13 protein-coding genes are annotated in these 15,060 nt (G+C 71.9%); 9 read left to right on the plus strand and 4 right to left on the minus strand.

Features of this window, described 5'->3' with window-relative positions:
- Positions 1 to 36: 36 nt before the first annotated feature.
- From QF037_RS36385 to QF037_RS36395, 3 genes are read left to right on the plus strand one after another with little or no spacing between them, the layout of a single operon-like run.
- Positions 37 to 1,080 (plus strand): FecCD family ABC transporter permease, encoded by a 1,044-nt coding sequence (locus QF037_RS36385; RefSeq protein ID WP_307032629.1) that lies wholly within the window; start codon positions 37 to 39, stop codon positions 1,078 to 1,080.
- On the plus strand, positions 1,077 to 2,114 hold the full coding sequence (locus QF037_RS36390; protein ID WP_307032631.1) for a FecCD family ABC transporter permease: 1,038 nt from the start codon (positions 1,077 to 1,079) through the stop codon (positions 2,112 to 2,114). The genes QF037_RS36385 and QF037_RS36390 overlap by 4 nt, the downstream gene beginning before the upstream one ends.
- Before the next feature lie 20 nt (positions 2,115 to 2,134).
- Positions 2,135 to 3,031 (plus strand): ABC transporter ATP-binding protein, encoded by an 897-nt coding sequence (locus QF037_RS36395; protein ID WP_307037537.1) that lies wholly within the window; start codon positions 2,135 to 2,137, stop codon positions 3,029 to 3,031.
- A 1-nt stretch (position 3,032) separates the two neighbouring features.
- Here QF037_RS36395 and QF037_RS36400 read toward each other — a convergent pair whose 3' ends face one another.
- A complete protein-coding gene (locus QF037_RS36400; RefSeq protein WP_307032633.1) occupies positions 3,033 to 3,380 on the minus strand; it encodes an SCP2 sterol-binding domain-containing protein in 348 nt (115 codons plus the stop codon).
- Between the two features lie 42 nt (positions 3,381 to 3,422).
- Between QF037_RS36400 and QF037_RS36405 the strand changes: the two genes are divergently transcribed.
- The 6 genes from QF037_RS36405 to QF037_RS36430 all read left to right on the plus strand — a co-directional run bounded on the left by QF037_RS36405 (position 3,423) and on the right by QF037_RS36430 (position 9,576).
- Positions 3,423 to 3,728, plus strand: coding sequence for a hypothetical protein (locus tag QF037_RS36405; RefSeq protein WP_307032634.1), 306 nt, complete (start codon positions 3,423 to 3,425; stop codon positions 3,726 to 3,728).
- Positions 3,729 to 3,735: 7 nt separating this feature from the next.
- On the plus strand, positions 3,736 to 4,551 hold the full coding sequence (locus QF037_RS36410; RefSeq protein ID WP_307032637.1) for a TlyA family RNA methyltransferase: 816 nt from the start codon (positions 3,736 to 3,738) through the stop codon (positions 4,549 to 4,551).
- A complete protein-coding gene (locus QF037_RS36415) occupies positions 4,548 to 5,453 on the plus strand; it encodes an NAD kinase (RefSeq protein ID WP_307032639.1) in 906 nt (301 codons plus the stop codon). Before QF037_RS36410 ends, QF037_RS36415 begins: the two co-directional genes overlap by 4 nt.
- A 186-nt stretch (positions 5,454 to 5,639) precedes the next feature.
- The gene (recN, locus tag QF037_RS36420) at positions 5,640 to 7,358 is read left to right on the plus strand and encodes a DNA repair protein RecN (RefSeq protein WP_307037540.1); all 1,719 of its coding nucleotides are present in this window, start codon (positions 5,640 to 5,642) and stop codon (positions 7,356 to 7,358) included.
- Between the two features lie 85 nt (positions 7,359 to 7,443).
- On the plus strand, positions 7,444 to 8,217 hold the full coding sequence (locus QF037_RS36425) for a hypothetical protein (RefSeq protein WP_373463982.1): 774 nt from the start codon (positions 7,444 to 7,446) through the stop codon (positions 8,215 to 8,217).
- 222 nt (positions 8,218 to 8,439) lie between these two features.
- Positions 8,440 to 9,576 carry a glycosyltransferase family 4 protein gene (locus tag QF037_RS36430; protein WP_307032642.1) on the plus strand — a complete coding sequence of 379 codons (1,137 nt, stop codon included), beginning with the start codon at positions 8,440 to 8,442 and terminating at the stop codon, positions 9,574 to 9,576.
- A gap of 5 nt (positions 9,577 to 9,581) precedes the next feature.
- Here the strand turns inward: QF037_RS36430 and QF037_RS36435 are convergent, their stop codons facing one another.
- The 3 genes from QF037_RS36435 to QF037_RS36445 form a co-directional block, all read right to left on the minus strand.
- Entirely contained in the window at positions 9,582 to 11,210 is a 1,629-nt protein-coding gene (locus tag QF037_RS36435) for a PucR family transcriptional regulator (protein ID WP_307032644.1), read from the minus strand.
- A 110-nt stretch (positions 11,211 to 11,320) separates the two neighbouring features.
- Positions 11,321 to 12,703, minus strand: coding sequence for an FAD-binding oxidoreductase (locus QF037_RS36440; RefSeq protein ID WP_307032646.1), 1,383 nt, complete (start codon positions 12,701 to 12,703; stop codon positions 11,321 to 11,323).
- Positions 12,704 to 12,769: 66 nt separating this feature from the next.
- Positions 12,770 to 14,572 (minus strand): glycoside hydrolase family 15 protein, encoded by a 1,803-nt coding sequence (locus tag QF037_RS36445; protein WP_307037543.1) that lies wholly within the window; start codon positions 14,570 to 14,572, stop codon positions 12,770 to 12,772.
- Positions 14,573 to 15,060 lie beyond the last annotated feature (488 nt).

Here is a 15,060-nt window from a genome sequence, read left to right on the forward strand (position 1 = left end):
TCGTAGCTGAATCCGAGGGTAGGCTAACCTAACTGCGTGTTGGTCGACAGTCCTCCCGAACAGCGCGCGGAGACCGCCCCCGCGCCCCCAACCCGCCGGGCGATACGTGCCCTTGGGTTGCTCGTGTCCGTCGCGATCCTGGTGCTCGTCGCCTTGGCGAGCATCGCGATCGGGGCGAAAGAGCTGTCGATGGGGCAGGTGTGGCACGGCCTGTTCGAGGACTCGGGGACATACGGCGATGTCGTCGTCACCGAGCGGCTCTGGCGGACCCTGCTGGGTCTGCTGGCCGGTGCCGCGCTCGGTCTGTCGGGTGCGGTCCTCCAAGCGCTCACCCGTAATCCGCTGGCCGACCCCGGGCTGCTCGGCATCAACGCGGGTGCGTCCGCGGCGGTCGTCACCGCCATGACGTACTTCGGTGTCACGAGCCTGACGGGCTATGTCTGGTTCGCCTTCTTCGGGGCGGCCGCAGTCGGGGCGCTCGTGTGGTTCCTCGGCGGCAGCCGGGGGGCGACGCCGGTGCGGCTCGCGCTCGCCGGCACGGCGATCAGCGCCGCGCTCTACGGCTATCTCCAGGCCGTGATGATCACGAACGAGGCCGCGCTCGGCAAGATGCGCTTCTGGACGGTGGGTTCGCTCTCCTCGGCCAGCGAGTCGACCATCCTCCAGGTCCTGCCGTTCCTCGCGGTCGGCACGTTCCTCGCCCTCGCGCTCGCCCGGCCGCTCAACGCCATGGAGATGGGCGACGACACCGCCAAGGCCCTCGGCGCCAACCTCAACCGCACCCGGGCGCTGTCGATGCTCGCCGCCACCGTGCTGTGCGGGGCCGCGACCGCCGCCTGCGGACCGATCGTGTTCGTCGGCCTGATGGTGCCGCACGTCGTGCGCTCCTTCACCGGACCCGACCTGCGCTGGATCATGCCGTACGCGACCGTCCTGTCGCCCGTGCTGCTGCTCGGCGCCGACGTCATCGGCCGGATCGTCGCCCGGCCCTCCGAACTTCAGGTCGGCATCGTCACCGCGATCCTCGGTGGCCCGGTGTTCATCTTTCTCGTACGACGGCGGAGGACGGCGCAGCTGTGAAGACCAACCGTGCCATCAGGACGCCGGGCGGGCTGTCGGTCCGCCTCGACGTCCGTGCCTTGACCGTCGTACTCCTGCTGCTGGCGGCCGCGCTCACCGCGAGTGTCGTGCTCATCGGCACCGGCGACTTCCCGATCCCGGCCGGCGACGTGCTCAAGACGCTGCTCGGCAACGGGAACGCGGGCCAGGAGTTCATCGTCAACGAGCTGCGGCTGCCCCGGGTCCTCGTCGGGCTGCTGGTCGGCGCCTCGCTCGGGCTCGGCGGCGCGCTGTTCCAGGCCGTGTCCCGCAACCCGCTGGGCAGCCCGGACATCCTCGGTCTCGGGCAGGGGGCGACGGCCGGTGCGCTCGTGATGATCGTGCTGTTCTCCGGGAGCGCGGCCGAGGTCACCGTCGGGGCGCTGGTGGGCGGTCTGGTGGCGGGGCTCGCCATCTATCTGCTCGCGTGGAAGCAGGGTGTGCACGGATACCGGCTGGTGCTGGTCGGCATCGGTGTGTCCGCGATCCTCACGGCGGTCAACGGCTATCTGATGACCGTGTCCGACATCGTCGACGCGGCCCGGGCGATGGTCTGGATGACCGGGTCGCTCAGCGGCCGTGACTGGGACCAGGTGTGGCCGCTGCTCGGGCTGTGTGCCGTCCTCGTACCGCTCGTCCTCGCCAACGCGCGTGGGCTGCGGATGATGGAGATGGGCGACGACGTGTCGTATGCCCTCGGGGTGCGCGTGGAGCGGGTGCGGGGGCTGCTGATGATCGCCGCCGTCCTGCTCACCGCGTCCGCGACGGCCGCCGCCGGTCCGGTCAGCTTCGTGGCGCTCACCGCGCCGCAGCTCGCCCGGCGCCTGACCCGCTCGCCCGGCCCGAACCTGCTGCCCTCGCTGTGCATGGGCGCCGCCCTGCTGGTCGGTGCCGACTGGATCTCGCAGAAGGTCTTCGGCGCCGACCAGATGCCGGTGGGCGTGGTCACCGGTGTGCTCGGCGGTGTCTATCTGCTCTGGCTGCTGGTCACCGAGCGGAAGGCGGGCCGGATATGAGCGGCTCGCGCAAGCCGGACATGAGCGGCTCGGCGAACAACAACACCCGGGCGAACCGGAACACCCGAAGGAGCACCGTGAACCGCCTCTCCGCCGAGAACGTCACCCTCGCCTACGACCAGCGCGTCATCGCCGAGCAGCTGTCGGTGGAGATCCCCGACAACTCCTTCACCGTGATCGTCGGCCCGAACGCGTGCGGCAAGTCCACGCTGCTGAGGGCGCTGTCGCGGATGCTGAAGCCGAACCAGGGGCGGGTGCTGCTCGACGGTCAGGTCATCCAGTCGATGCCCGCGAAGAAGGTCGCGCGGACGCTGGGCCTGCTGCCGCAGTCGTCCATCGCGCCGGACGGGATCACCGTCGCCGACCTGGTGGGCCGCGGCCGCTACCCGCACCAGGGCATCCTGCGCCAGTGGTCGACCGAGGACGAGCGGGTCGTGCAGGAGTCGATGGCGCAGACCGGGGTCGCCGAGCTCGCGGACCGGTACGTCGACGAGCTGTCCGGCGGTCAGCGCCAGCGTGTGTGGATCGCCATGGCGCTCGCCCAGCAGACCCCGCTGCTGCTCCTGGACGAGCCGACGACCTATCTCGACATCCAGCACCAGATCGACGTCCTCGACCTCTGTGCCGAGCTGCACGAGGAGCAGGGCCGCACGCTGGTGGCCGTTCTCCACGACCTCAACCACGCCGCCCGGTACGCCACGCATCTGATCGCCCTGAAGGACGGCAGCGTCATCGCCGAGGGGGCGCCGAACGACATCGTCACGGCCGAGCTGGTCGAGGAGGTCTTCGGGCTGCGCTGCCAGGTCATCGACGACCCGGAGACGGCGACGCCGCTGGTGGTGCCGGCGGCGCGGAAGGCGCGGGTGGAGGACAGGAGGACGGACGTGCGGAAGGTGGCTGCCGCCGAGGCCTCCTGAGCTACAGGAGCTTCCGCAGCTGGAGCAGGTCGCGCAGGCCCGCCTCCAGCTTGACCCGGCCCGAGCCCCAGGCCTTGGCGAAGTTCAGCTGGCCGTCGACCAGGGCCACCAGGTCGTCGCTCTTCATGGTCAGTCTGATCTGGGCCTTCTCGGGGGGCGGGCCCTGGACCGTGTCGTGCACCACGATCCGGCCGTTCGTCATCCGGCCGACGAAGGTGGTGTCGAGGTCGGTGATCCGGCAGCTGACCGAGCGGTCCATGGCCGCCGCGGTGCGGACGTCCCCCTCGGTGCGCTGCATGGTGTCGGAGAGCTTTTCGAGTGCGGCGCGGCACTCCTCGATCGTGGCCATCGAGATCGACGGTACCCCAGCCCTTCGGGGTAGCGTCTGGGTATGAGCGACGCAGCACCGGAGACGCAGACCCTCGAGGAGGCGGTGGAGCCGGAGCACGAACCCGCCGCCCCGGCCCCGCTGAACGTCTCCCGCACCCCCACCGGCAACGCCGAGGTGGACGCCCACCTGGAGCGGCTCGGCGACGCCGACCACCTCGCCACCGACGGACACGTCGAGGTGTACGAGGATGTACACCGGGGGCTGCGCGACGCGCTCACCGCGCTCGACGCCCGCCCGGGAACGCCGGCGCCCCCGTCGTCGTATGAACAGAGGGCGCCTTCACCCTCGTATGGCAATAGGAGCTGAACCGAACGTGGCAGGAGTCGCACGCCAACGTCTCGACGCGGAGCTGGTCCGGCGGAAGCTCGCGCGCTCGCGCGAGCACGCCAGTCAGCTGATCGCCGCCGGGCGGGTCAGTGTCGGCAAGACCGTCGCGACGAAGCCGGCCACGCAGGTGGAGACCGCGGCGGCGATCGTGGTCTCGGACGACGACGGCGATCCCGGCTATGTGTCCCGGGGCGGGCACAAGCTTGCGGGCGCGCTGCAGGCGTTCGTACCGCGGGGGCTCGTCATCGAGGGGCGGCGGGCGTTGGACGCCGGCGCGTCCACCGGCGGATTCACCGATGTGCTGCTGCGGTCGGGGGCCGCGCACGTCGTCGCCGTCGACGTCGGGTACGGGCAACTCGCGTGGACTCTTCAGAGCGATGAACGCGTCACCGTCAAGGACCGTACGAACGTACGCGAGTTGACGCTTGAAGCGATCGATGGGGAGCCCGTGGACCTTGTAGTGGGGGATCTGTCCTTCATTCCGCTCGGGCTGGTGCTGCCCGCCCTGGCGCGGTGCGTGAAGCCGGACGCCGACCTGGTGATGATGGTCAAGCCGCAGTTCGAGGTGGGGAAGGAACGGCTGGGCAGTGGGGGAGTCGTACGGAGTCCGCGGCTGCGGGCGGAGGCCGTGCGCGGTGTGGCCGAGAAGGCATGGGAACTCGGGCTCGGGGTGAAGGGGGTCACGGCAAGTCCGTTGCCCGGACCCTCGGGCAATGTCGAATACTTTCTGTGGCTGCGTGCCGGGGCACCCGCCCTGGATCCGGCCGACGTTGACCGTGCAGTGGCGGAGGGGCCGCGTTGACCCAGAACCGAGCTCGTACTGTTTTCCTGCTCGCCCACACCGGGCGGCCAGCGGCCATCCGCAGCGCCGAGCTGGTGGTGAAGGGCCTGCTGCGTGAGGGCATCGGCGTGCGCGTGCTGGAGTACGAGGCCGCCGACCTGCCGTTGCCGGACGAGGTGGAGCTGGTCAAGGAGGCGACTCCGCTGTGCCTCGACGGGTGCGAGCTGCTGATCGTGCTGGGCGGGGACGGGACGCTGCTGCGGGGGGCCGAGTTCGCCCGGGCTTCCGGGGTGCCGATGCTCGGCGTCAACCTCGGGCGCGTCGGGTTCCTCGCCGAGGCCGAGCGGGATGATCTCGACAAGGTCGTCGACCGGGTGGTGACGAAGTCGTACGAGGTCGAGGAGCGGATGACCGTCGATGTCGTCGTGCACAGCAACGGGGACATCGTGCACACGGACTGGGCGCTGAACGAGGCGGCGGTGCAGAAGGCCGGCGCGGAGAAGCTGCTCGAGGTCGTGCTGGAGATCGACGGCCGGCCGGTGACGGGGTTCGGGTGCGACGGGATCGTGCTGTCGACTCCCACCGGGTCCACCGCGTATGCCTTCTCCGCCGGTGGGCCTGTGGTGTGGCCCGAGGTGGAGGCGTTGCTGATGGTGCCGATCAGTGCGCACGCGCTGTTCGCGAAGCCGTTGGTGACGTCGCCGGATTCTGTGTTGGCTGTGGAGGTTCTGCCACATATTCCGCCGGGGGTTCTGTGGTGTGACGGGCGGCGGACGGTTGAGCTGCCGCCCGGGGCCAGGGTCGAGGTGCGGCGGGGGGCTGTGCCGGTGCGGTTGGCTCGACTGCATCATGCGTCCTTTACCGACCGGCTTGTGGCGAAGTTTGCGTTGCCGGTATCCGGGTGGCGGGGGGCGCCGCACTAGCCATCTGCGGGGGGTGGTGACGGAGCGTTGGCGGGTGCGGGTGATCTGTGGCTGGTCGCGCCCACGCGGCGGAGCCGCACATCGATACAGCCCCGCGCCCCTTCAGGTTTCTCCACTCGCCCGGGTGACAGGGTGCCTCGCGCTTGTCCCGCCCTACCTCGTAAGGTCTTCACCGTGCTGGAAGAGATGCGGATACGGTCGCTCGGAGTCATCGACGACGCGGTCGTCGAGCTGTCGCCCGGGTTCACCGCTGTCACGGGTGAGACGGGCGCGGGCAAGACCATGGTGGTCACCAGCCTGGGGCTGCTGCTCGGTGGGCGGGCGGACCCGGCGCTCGTGCGGATCGGGGCCGACAAGGCGGTCGTGGAGGGGCGGATCAGCGTTCCCGCGGGCTCTTCGGTCGTGGTGCGGGCCGAGGAGGCCGGGGCAGAGCTCGATGACGGGGCGCTGCTCATCAGCCGTACCGTTTCCGCCGAGGGGCGGTCCCGGGCGCATGTGGGTGGGCGGAGCGTGCCCGTCGGAGTGCTGGCGGAGCTCGCGGATGAGCTGGTGGCGGTGCACGGGCAGACGGATCAGCAGGGGCTGCTGAAGCTGTCCCGGCAGCGGCAGGCGCTCGACCGGTACGCCGGGGACGCCGTCACCGTGCCGCTGGCCAAGTACACCGAGGCCTATCGGCGGCTGCGGGCCGTGGTCGTGGAGCTCGGCGAGATCACCACACGTGCGCGTGAGCGGGCCCAGGAGGCCGACATGCTGCGCTACGGCCTCGACGAGATCGCCGGCGTCGAGCCACGTGCCGGGGAGGACGTCGAACTGGCGGGGGAGGCCGAGCGGCTCGGGCACGCGGAGGCCCTGTCGTCCGCCGCCACGGTCGCGCACGCCGCTCTCGCCGGTAATCCCGAGGACCCCGAGGGCATCGACGCCGCCACGCTCGTCGCGGGCGCCCAGCGGGCCCTGGAGGCCGTACGGTCGCACGACCCGGCGCTGTCCGCGCTCGCCGACCGGATCGGGGAGATCGGGATCCTGCTGGGCGATGTCGCGGGGGAGCTGGCGGGGTACGCCGACGACCTCGACGCCGATCCGCTGCGGCTGGCTGCCGTCGAGGAGCGGCGGGCGGCCCTCACGGCGCTCACCCGGAAGTACGGCGATGATGTCGCCGCCGTGCTGGCCTGGGCCGAGCAGGGGGCCGCGCGGCTCACCGAACTTGACGGCGACGACGAGCGGATCGACGAGCTGACCGCCGAGCGGGACGCGCTGCGGGCGGAACTGGGCGGGCTGGCGCAGGCGTTGACGGATGCGCGTGCGGAGGCGGCCTCGCGGTTCGCCGCCGCTGTGACCGCGGAGCTGGCCTCGCTCGCGATGCCGCACGCGCGCGTGTCCTTCGACATCCGGCAGACCGAGGATCCGGAAGGCGTCGAAGTCGGCGGGCGAGCCGTCGCGTACGGGCCGTCCGGGGCCGACGAGGTCGAGCTGCTGCTCGCTCCGCATCCCGGGGCGCCGCCGCGGCCGATCGCCAAGGGGGCCTCCGGTGGTGAGCTCTCCCGCGTGATGCTGGCCGTCGAGGTGGTGTTCGCGGGGACGGATCCCGTGCCGACCTATCTCTTCGACGAGGTCGACGCCGGCGTCGGTGGCAAGGCCGCGGTCGAGATCGGGCGACGGCTCGCCAAGCTGGCGAAGTCCGCGCAGGTCGTGGTCGTGACGCATCTGCCGCAGGTGGCCGCCTTCGCCGACCGGCAGTTGCTGGTCGAGAAGACCAACGACGGTTCTGTCACGCGCTCCGGTGTGAAGGTCCTCGAAGGCGAGGAGCGGGTACGGGAGTTGTCCCGGATGCTCGCCGGGCAGGAGGACTCGGAGACCGCGCGGGCGCATGCGGAGGAGTTGCTGGAGGCGGCTCGGGCGGACGCGTAGGGCTCTGCACGCACAGGGTTCTGCACGCGCAAGGCGTTTCGCGCACAGGGCCCGTCAGGGGCGTGCGGACTAGGGTGGCCGGATGATGATCGGCCGCCCCGTCTCCCTCGCTCTCGCCGCCGTCCTCACCCGCGCCGCCGTCAGCGCCCTGCGGGCCGGCGCTCCTGGCGGACGTGACCGTTGGGAGCGGAAAAACTACGCCGGGCGCACCGTCGAGTTGTACGCCGGCCCCGCGTCCGCGGTGGGCGCCGCGCTCGTCGCCGCTCGCGTCCACCCCGCCGCCGCGCTCGCCGTGGCGGCCGCCGGGGTCTGCGGGGCGTACGACGATGTCGCCGGCGCCGGTGACCCGCGCCGTGGCTTCCGTGCGCATCTCCGCGCGTTGCGGGAAGGCGAAGTCACCAGCGGCGCCGTCAAGTTGTTCGGCGTCTCGGCCGCCGGGCTCGTCGCGGGGGCGTTCCTCAAGGAGCGGGTCGTCGACAAGGTGCTGGCGGGCGTGGTGATCGCCGGGGCCGCGCACTTCGTCAACCTGGTGGATGTGCGGCCGGGGCGGGCGGCCGGTTCGGTCGTCGCGTTCGGGGTGCCGGGGATGCTGCGCGAGGGGCCCGGGGGAGAGCTGGCCGCCGCGGTCGTGGGCGCCGCGGCTGCCGTGCTGCCGGAGGACCTCGGTGAGCGCACGATGATCGGCGACATGGGCGCGCACGCGCTGGGTGCGGCTCTGGGCGCCGCTGTGGTGGCGGGCAACGGGCGGGCGGGGCTGGTGGCCCATGCCGTCGCTGTCGTGGCCGCGGCCGTGTACGGGGACAGGGTGAGTGCGGTCGCGCGGTCGCTGCCGCTGGGGCCGGTCGGGCTCCCCGAGTGACCCCACTCGCTCCGAGCGCGCCCCGTTTCTCACCCGTGTGAGTGACCCACCCCCTCTCCTTCCAGAACCCCCACACCCCCGGCGTTCCCGGAACACCCGTGCGTGCTGGCATCCTTGGCCTAGAACGCAGTAAGCGTAGGAAGCGCGCGGTACACCCCTCCGCCCGACACCTTCTGTACGTTTCCTCGTGACCGCCCGACCCGAACCAGGAGCCCCGGCCACGTGACCCCCGTGAGCAGCCACTCACCGCACGGCCAGTCGCCGCTGCGCACCGTTCAGGTGCTCGGCGGTGGCAACGCCCGCAGCAGCGCGCATGTGCGGTCCCTGGCCTCCGGGCTGGTCGCGAGGGGCGTGCGGGTGACCGTGTGCGCCCCTGCTGACGCCGATCGCGCCTACGACTTCAGTGGTGCCGGCGCCGACCATGTGCACGTGCCGCGCAGCAGCGACCCGGGGGCCGTCGCCGCGTTGCGTGCCGCCTGCGCGGACGCCGACCTCGTCCACGCGCACGGGCTGCACGCCTCGTTCCGTGCGGTGCTCGCGCTCAGCGGGCGGCGGACTCCGCTCGTCGTCACCTGGCACGACCGGGCACATGCCGAGGGTGCGCGGGCCCATCTGGTGCGGCTGCTGGAGCGGCGGGTCGTGAAGGCCGCCTCCGTGGTCCTCGGGGCCAGTTCGACGCTGGTCGACCGGGCGCGGGCGACGGGCGCGCGGGACGCGCGGCTCGCCGCCGTCGCACTGCCCGGGGTCCGCAAGGCCGTGCGGCTCGAGGACCCCGACCGGCCGCGGCCCAAGGTGCGGGCCGAACTCGGCGCCACCGGGCGCCCGTTGCTGATGGCCGTCGGCTCCCTCGACAGCCATCGGGGGTACGACACCCTGCTGGACGCCTCACGCGCGTGGCGGGAGCTCGACCCGGTGCCGCTCGTCGTGATCGCGGGGGAGGGGCCGCTGCGTGCGGAGTTGCAGCGCCGGATCGAGGACGAGGGGCTGCCGGTGCGGCTCATCGGGCGGCGCGACGACGTGGCCGAGCTGCTCGCGGCGGCCGATCTCGCGCTGCTGTCGAGCAGTTGGGAGTCCCGTTCCGTCCTGGCCCAGGAGGCCCTCCACGCGCGCGTGCCGCTCGTCGCGACCGACGTCGGCAGCATGCCCGAGCTCGTGGGCGACGCCGCCGAACTCGTGCCGTACGGCGACGCGGAGGCCCTCGCCGACACCGTCGTACGCCTTCTCGGCGATCCCGAGCGGTGCGAGGAGCTGCGGGCGAAGGGGGTACGGCAGGCCGCCAGCTGGCCGTCCGAGGACGAGACCGTCGCCCAAGTGCTCAGCGTCTACGACGAGTTGACTCAGCCGCGGCCCCTCGTCTGAGGGACCTAGACGACGTGCCTGCGGGCTCTCAGGGCCAGGCTCAACGCCAGGACCGTCTGCGGGTCGTCGAGGTCGGTGCCCAGCAACTCGCCGATGCGTGCGAGGCGGTTGTAGAGGGTCTGCCGGTTCAGATGCAGTTCGCGTGCCGTCTCCGCCTTGCGGCCCGCGTGCGCGAGGTAGGTCTCCAGGGTGGGCAGCAGCGGTGGCTTGGAGCGGTGGTCGTGGTCGCGGACCGGGCCGATCGCTCGGTCGACGAAGGCCGCGAGGTCCGGATGGTCGCGCAGCCGCCACAGCAGCAGGTCGATGTCGAGGCGGCGGGCGTCGTACCAGGGCCGGTCCGACAGACCCTGCGCGGCGGTCGCCGTCTCCGCGGCGTGCCGCAGCCCTGCCGAAGCCGCCGCCCAGCCGCCCGCCACACCGACGACCACCACCGGCGGCTGTGCCCCCGGCCGCTGCATCCCGGCCCGCTCCACTCCCGCCCGCAGCGCCGCCGCGACCCGGTCCGCGACCGCCGCTCGCTCCGACTCCGAGCGCAGCCCCAGCAGCACCAGGACGCGGCCCTCGACCGGCCGTACGCCGAGCAGGACCGGCACCCCCACGGCGGCCAGCTCCTCCGACACCGCCCGCGCCAGCACCGCCCAGCCGCCGCCGGGGGACAGGGCGTCGCCGAGCCGCATCACCACCGGCAGCAACGGACTGGCGCCCGGCTTGAAGCCCAGCACGCGCGCCTGCGCGGGCGCGTCCTCGGCGGCGATACGGCCCTCGGCGAGGTCGGTCAGGAAGTCGCCCCGGCCCCGCGCGGCCAGCTCCTCCTCCTGCCGGGCCTGCATCAGCACCACGGCGAGGATGCCCGCGGCCCGCTCGGCCGCCATCCGGTGCACAGGGACCAGGGGAGCGCGTACGGGGAGCAGGACCAGCCGCGCGCGCACCGAACCCGTGCCCGGGCCGCCCCCGGGCACGTCCACCAGCACGGAACCGGCCGGCGGGGCGTCCTTGTGCTGGCTGCGCAGCCCCTCCCACACCTGGAGCGGATCCGCACCCTCGGGGCCCGCCCCGGCGGCGTAGAGCAGCTGGCCGTCGGTCGTCTCCAGGAAGACCGGGTTGTCGCTGAAGTCGGCCAGGATGCCCAGCACCTGGGGCACCCCGCCGCCGCCCAGCAGGGCCTCCGTACAGCGGCGATGCACCTCCTCCGCCCGCTGCACCAGGGCGTAGTGGCCGTTGACGATCTCGGTGTGGATCTCCTCCGTCACTGTCACGAAGGGCACCTCGCGGTGCAGTTGGACCAGTGGCAGCCCGGTCGCGCGGGCCGTGTCGACCAGGGCCGCCGGGAGGCGGGTGAAGCGCGGGCCGAGTTCGACGACCAGGGCCGCGATGCCCCGCTCGGCCAGGGTGCGGACGAACGCACGCTGCTCGGCCGGACGGGTACCGAGCCCGTAGCCCGTGGTCAGCAGCAGTTCGCCGCCCTTCAGCAGGGAGGCGATGTTGGGCACCTCACCCGCGTGCACCCAGCGCACCGGCCGCTGGAGCCGGTCGGCGCCCGCGAGGATCTCGGGGAGGCCGCTGCGCAGGCCGGGCAGCTCCAGCGCCCGCTGCACGGTGATGGCGGCGCCCTGGCTGTCGAATCTGCTGTCCATGAGCCGGACGCTACCCGCGCCCGTGCCCCGGGCACATCTCCGGGCGGCGGACCCTGACGGCGCTCGCCCCGGCCGCCGCTGACCGGCTGCCCTCCGTCGGTCCCCGGACCTCACGCCGGTCTGATGTTGTGGTTGAACCGGAAGACGTTGTCCGGGTCGTACTCCCGCTTGAGGGCCGCCAGCCGCCCCGTGTTCTCGGCCCCCAGCCCGGCCACCACCCGTTCCGTGCCCTCGTCGCCGATGAAATTGAGGTAGACGTCACCGGTGCGCCACGGGCGGGCGTCCGCGCGGACCTCGCGCACCCACTCCACGCACCGGTCGTCGTCGGCCGGGTCCTCCCAGGCAGCGAAGGGGTGCACGCCCCACGGCGCGCCCCGGTACGGCACGGGGTACTCGGACGGGCCGTCGGTGACCGCGCCGCCCTCCGGGAACAGCACATGCAGCGTGTTGCTCGGGACCGGCATCGAGTCGGCGCGGGCGCAGAAGACGTCCACGTAGTCGTCGGGCAGGCCCGTCAGATACTCCGCCGACCAGTAGTTCCGCAGGCCGGGCGGATCGTCGAGCATGCACTGGACGTCGGCGTAGGGCATCTGGCCGACGATCTCCACCTCGTGCGGCAGGGCCAGCAGCGGCTCGGCGAGTTTGCGCATGTCCTCCTCGGTGCCGGCGTACGTCAGCAGCGCACCGCACAGCATCGTGCCCACCAGCTGGGGCGGCATGAACTCCTCCGCCTGGCCGGTGAGATAGATGACGGCGCCGCCCGCCTCCAGGGGGCCGGGCTCAATCATGTCGCGGTAGGTGCGCACGACCTCACGGCCGAACTCCGGGAGATACAGCAGCAGGGCGATGGAGAACGCCGGCAGTTCGTGCAGCTTGAGGGTGAGCGCGGTGGCGATGCCGAAGTTGCTGCTGCCGCCGTGCAGGCCCCAGAAGAGCTCCGGGTTCTCGTCGGCGCTCGCATGGACCTTCGAGCCGTCGGCGGTGACCAGCTCGACGCCGAGGAGGTTGTCGGCGGCCAGTCCCCAGCAGCGTTCCAGCCAGCCGCTGCCGCCGCCCAGCACGAAGCCGCCCACCCCGGTGGTCGAGGCGCGTCCGCCGGTGGTGGCCAGACCGAACGGCTGGCAGGCGCGGTCCAGGTCGCTCATCGTGGCGCCGCCCGCGACCCGTACCGCCGCGGCGGCCGGATCGACGGTGACCCCGCGCATATGGCGCAGATCGACGACCAGACCGCCGTCGTTCAGCGCCATGCCCGCCACGCTGTGCCCGCCGCCGCGTACCGCGATCGGCAGATCCAGGTCACGGGCGAAGCGCACGGACCGTACGACGTCGTCCTCGGCCACACACTGCGCGACCACCGCGGGACGGCGGTCGATCATCGCGTTGTAGACGGTCCGGTTCTCGTCGTAGCCCGGATCCCCCGGGGCGAACACGTCGCCCACCAGGTCTTCGCGGAGCGCGGCGAGTGCCGTGCCCGCCTTCGACGGGGATGCCATGGGGCGCCCCCTTTCTCGCAGGGGCTATTCGTCCCAGCCTAGGCGGGCTCGGCTCGTACAGCGCGCTCAGCCGCCGTAGGCTCCCGACGCCGTCAGTCGCAGCGCGGTGTCGATGAGCGGAACGTGGCTGAAGGCCTGCGGGAAGTTGCCGACCTGGCGCTGTGCCACCGGGTCCCACTCCTCCGCGAGCAGCCCGAGGTCGTTGCGCAGGGCCAGCAGCTTCTCGAAGAGCTTGCGGGCCTCGTCCACGCGGCCGATCATCGCGAGGTCGTCCGCCATCCAGAACGAGCAGGCCAGGAAGGCCCCTTCGTCACCGGGCAGACCGTCGACGCCCTCGCTCTGACCCTCGGTCGGGTAGCGCAGGATGAAGCCGTCCGACGTGGACAGCTCACGCTGGATCGCCTCGATGGTGCCGATCACCCGCTTGTCGTCCGGCGGCAGGAAGCCCATCTGCGGGATCAGCAGCAGGGAGGCGTCCAGCTCCTTCGAGCCGTACGACTGTGTGAAGGTGTTGCGCTCCTTGTCGTAACCCTTCTCACACACGTCCCGGTGGATGTCGTCGCGCAGCTCGCGCCAGCGCTCCAGCGGGCCGTCCGCGTCGCCGGACTCGATGAGCTTGATGGTGCGGTCGACGGCGACCCAGGCCATCACCTTGGAGTGCACGAAGTGCCGGCGCGGCCCGCGCACCTCCCAGATGCCCTCGTCCGGCTCGTCCCAGTGGTCCTCCAGGTAGCGGATGAGCTTGAGCTGGAGCAGGGACGCGTAGTCGTTGCGGGCCAGGCCCGTCATGTGGGCCAGGTGCAGGGCCTCGGTGACCTCGCCGTACACGTCCAGCTGGAGCTGATGGGCGGCGCCGTTGCCGACCCGGACCGGGGCGGAGTTCTCGTAGCCGGGCAGCCAGTCCAGCTCGGCCTCGCCCAGCTCCCGCTCGCCCGCGATGCCGTACATGATCTGCAGGTTCTCGGGGTCGCCCGCGACCGCGCGCAGCAGCCACTCGCGCCAGGCGCGGGCCTCCTCGCGGTAGCCGGTGCGCAGCAGCGAGGACAGCGTGATCGCGGCGTCGCGCAGCCAGGTGTAGCGGTAGTCCCAGTTGCGGACACCGCCGATGTCCTCGGGCAGCGAGGTGGTGGGGGCGGCGACGATGCCGCCGGTCGGCGCGTACGTGAGGGCCTTGAGCGTGATCAGGGAGCGGACGACGGCCTCGCGGTAGGGGCCGTGGTACGTACAGTGATCGACCCAGTCCCGCCAGAACTCCTCGGTCGCCTCCAGCGACTGCTCCGGCTCCGGCAGCGGCGGCGGCTGCTTGTGCGAGGGCTCCCACGAGATGGTGAACGCGATCCGGTCACCCGGGGCGACCGTGAAGTCGGAGTACGTGGTCAGCGACTTGCCGTAGGTCTCGCACTCGGTGTCGTACCAGACCGAGTCCGGACCCGCGACGGCGACCGTACGGCCCTCGTGCTTGTGCACCCACGGCACCACCCGGCCGTAGGAGAAACGCATCCGGAGCGCGGACCGCATCGGGACGCGGCCCGAGACGCCCTCCACGATCCGGATCAGCTGCGGTGCGCCGTCACGTGGGGGCATGAAGTCGGTGACCCGGACCGTGCCGCGCGGGGTGTCCCACTCGGACTCCAGGATCAGCGAGTCGCCGCGGTAGGTGCGCCGGGCCGCGGTGGGCGGCTCCGCGTCGGCCGCGTGCGCGGGGCCCAGTCTCCAGAAGCCGTGTTCCTCGGTGCCCAGCAGACCGGCGAAGATGGCGTGGGAATCGAAGCGGGGCAGGCAGAGCCAGTCCACCGTGCCGTCCCGGCAGACCAAAGCAGCGGTCTGCATGTCTCCGATGAGTGCGTAGTCTTCGATGCGCCCGGCCACGTGCAACTCCAGTCGAACGGCCACGTCGCCCCCCGAGGAAAAAGGGGGGCTGTCGCTCTTGCGGTCAAGGGGTCGTTGTAATGCGTCGTTGAGCGGTGAAGCAAAGCAGCCGTTCGGCTGTGAGGCAAAACGACAATCTGTACTCAACGAACTGTCGAGCTCACGTTGTTCCGGTGCTTACGGGCGGGGGGTGGTGCCGTGTGGCCGGCCGGGCTCGGCAGCGAATGTCCGAGCAGGATACGTCGCACGTAGATGATCTGGGTGCCGCTCCGGGCAACGTGGATGGGCCGATCGGGTGAGCGACGGGTGAGAACCATGAGACGTGTACGCGTCTGTGTCGGCGTGTGCGCGGAGCGTGGCCGGAAGCCATCCCGTCGAGGCGCTGATACCCTGGTAGCCCGTGGACCGGTGGTGGATAAAACCCCCGACCGCAGCGACGGCGAAGCCGGAGATCTCCGGTTGCAGCGCCGCCCCGCACCCCAGATCGC

The organism is Streptomyces canus (assembly GCF_030815415.1).
GTDB classification, from domain to species: Bacteria; Actinomycetota; Actinomycetes; order Streptomycetales; family Streptomycetaceae; genus Streptomyces; species Streptomyces canus_F.

Bases quoted from the DNA above. Each gene is read 5' to 3' on its own strand.
- QF037_RS36405 (WP_307032634.1), top strand. From the start codon at position 3,423: ATGAGCGACGCAGCACCGGAGACGCAGACCCTCGAGGAGGCGGTGGAG.
- QF037_RS36440 (WP_307032646.1), bottom strand. From the start codon at position 12,703: ATGGCATCCCCGTCGAAGGCGGGCACGGCACTCGCCGCGCTCCGCGAA.
- QF037_RS36400 (WP_307032633.1), bottom strand. From the start codon at position 3,380: ATGGCCACGATCGAGGAGTGCCGCGCCGCACTCGAAAAGCTCTCCGAC.
- QF037_RS36425 (WP_373463982.1), top strand. From the start codon at position 7,444: ATGATCGGCCGCCCCGTCTCCCTCGCTCTCGCCGCCGTCCTCACCCGC.
- QF037_RS36395 (WP_307037537.1), top strand. From the start codon at position 2,135: ATGAGCGGCTCGGCGAACAACAACACCCGGGCGAACCGGAACACCCGA.
- QF037_RS36435 (WP_307032644.1), bottom strand. From the start codon at position 11,210: ATGGACAGCAGATTCGACAGCCAGGGCGCCGCCATCACCGTGCAGCGG.
- recN (WP_307037540.1), top strand. From the start codon at position 5,640: ATGCGGATACGGTCGCTCGGAGTCATCGACGACGCGGTCGTCGAGCTG.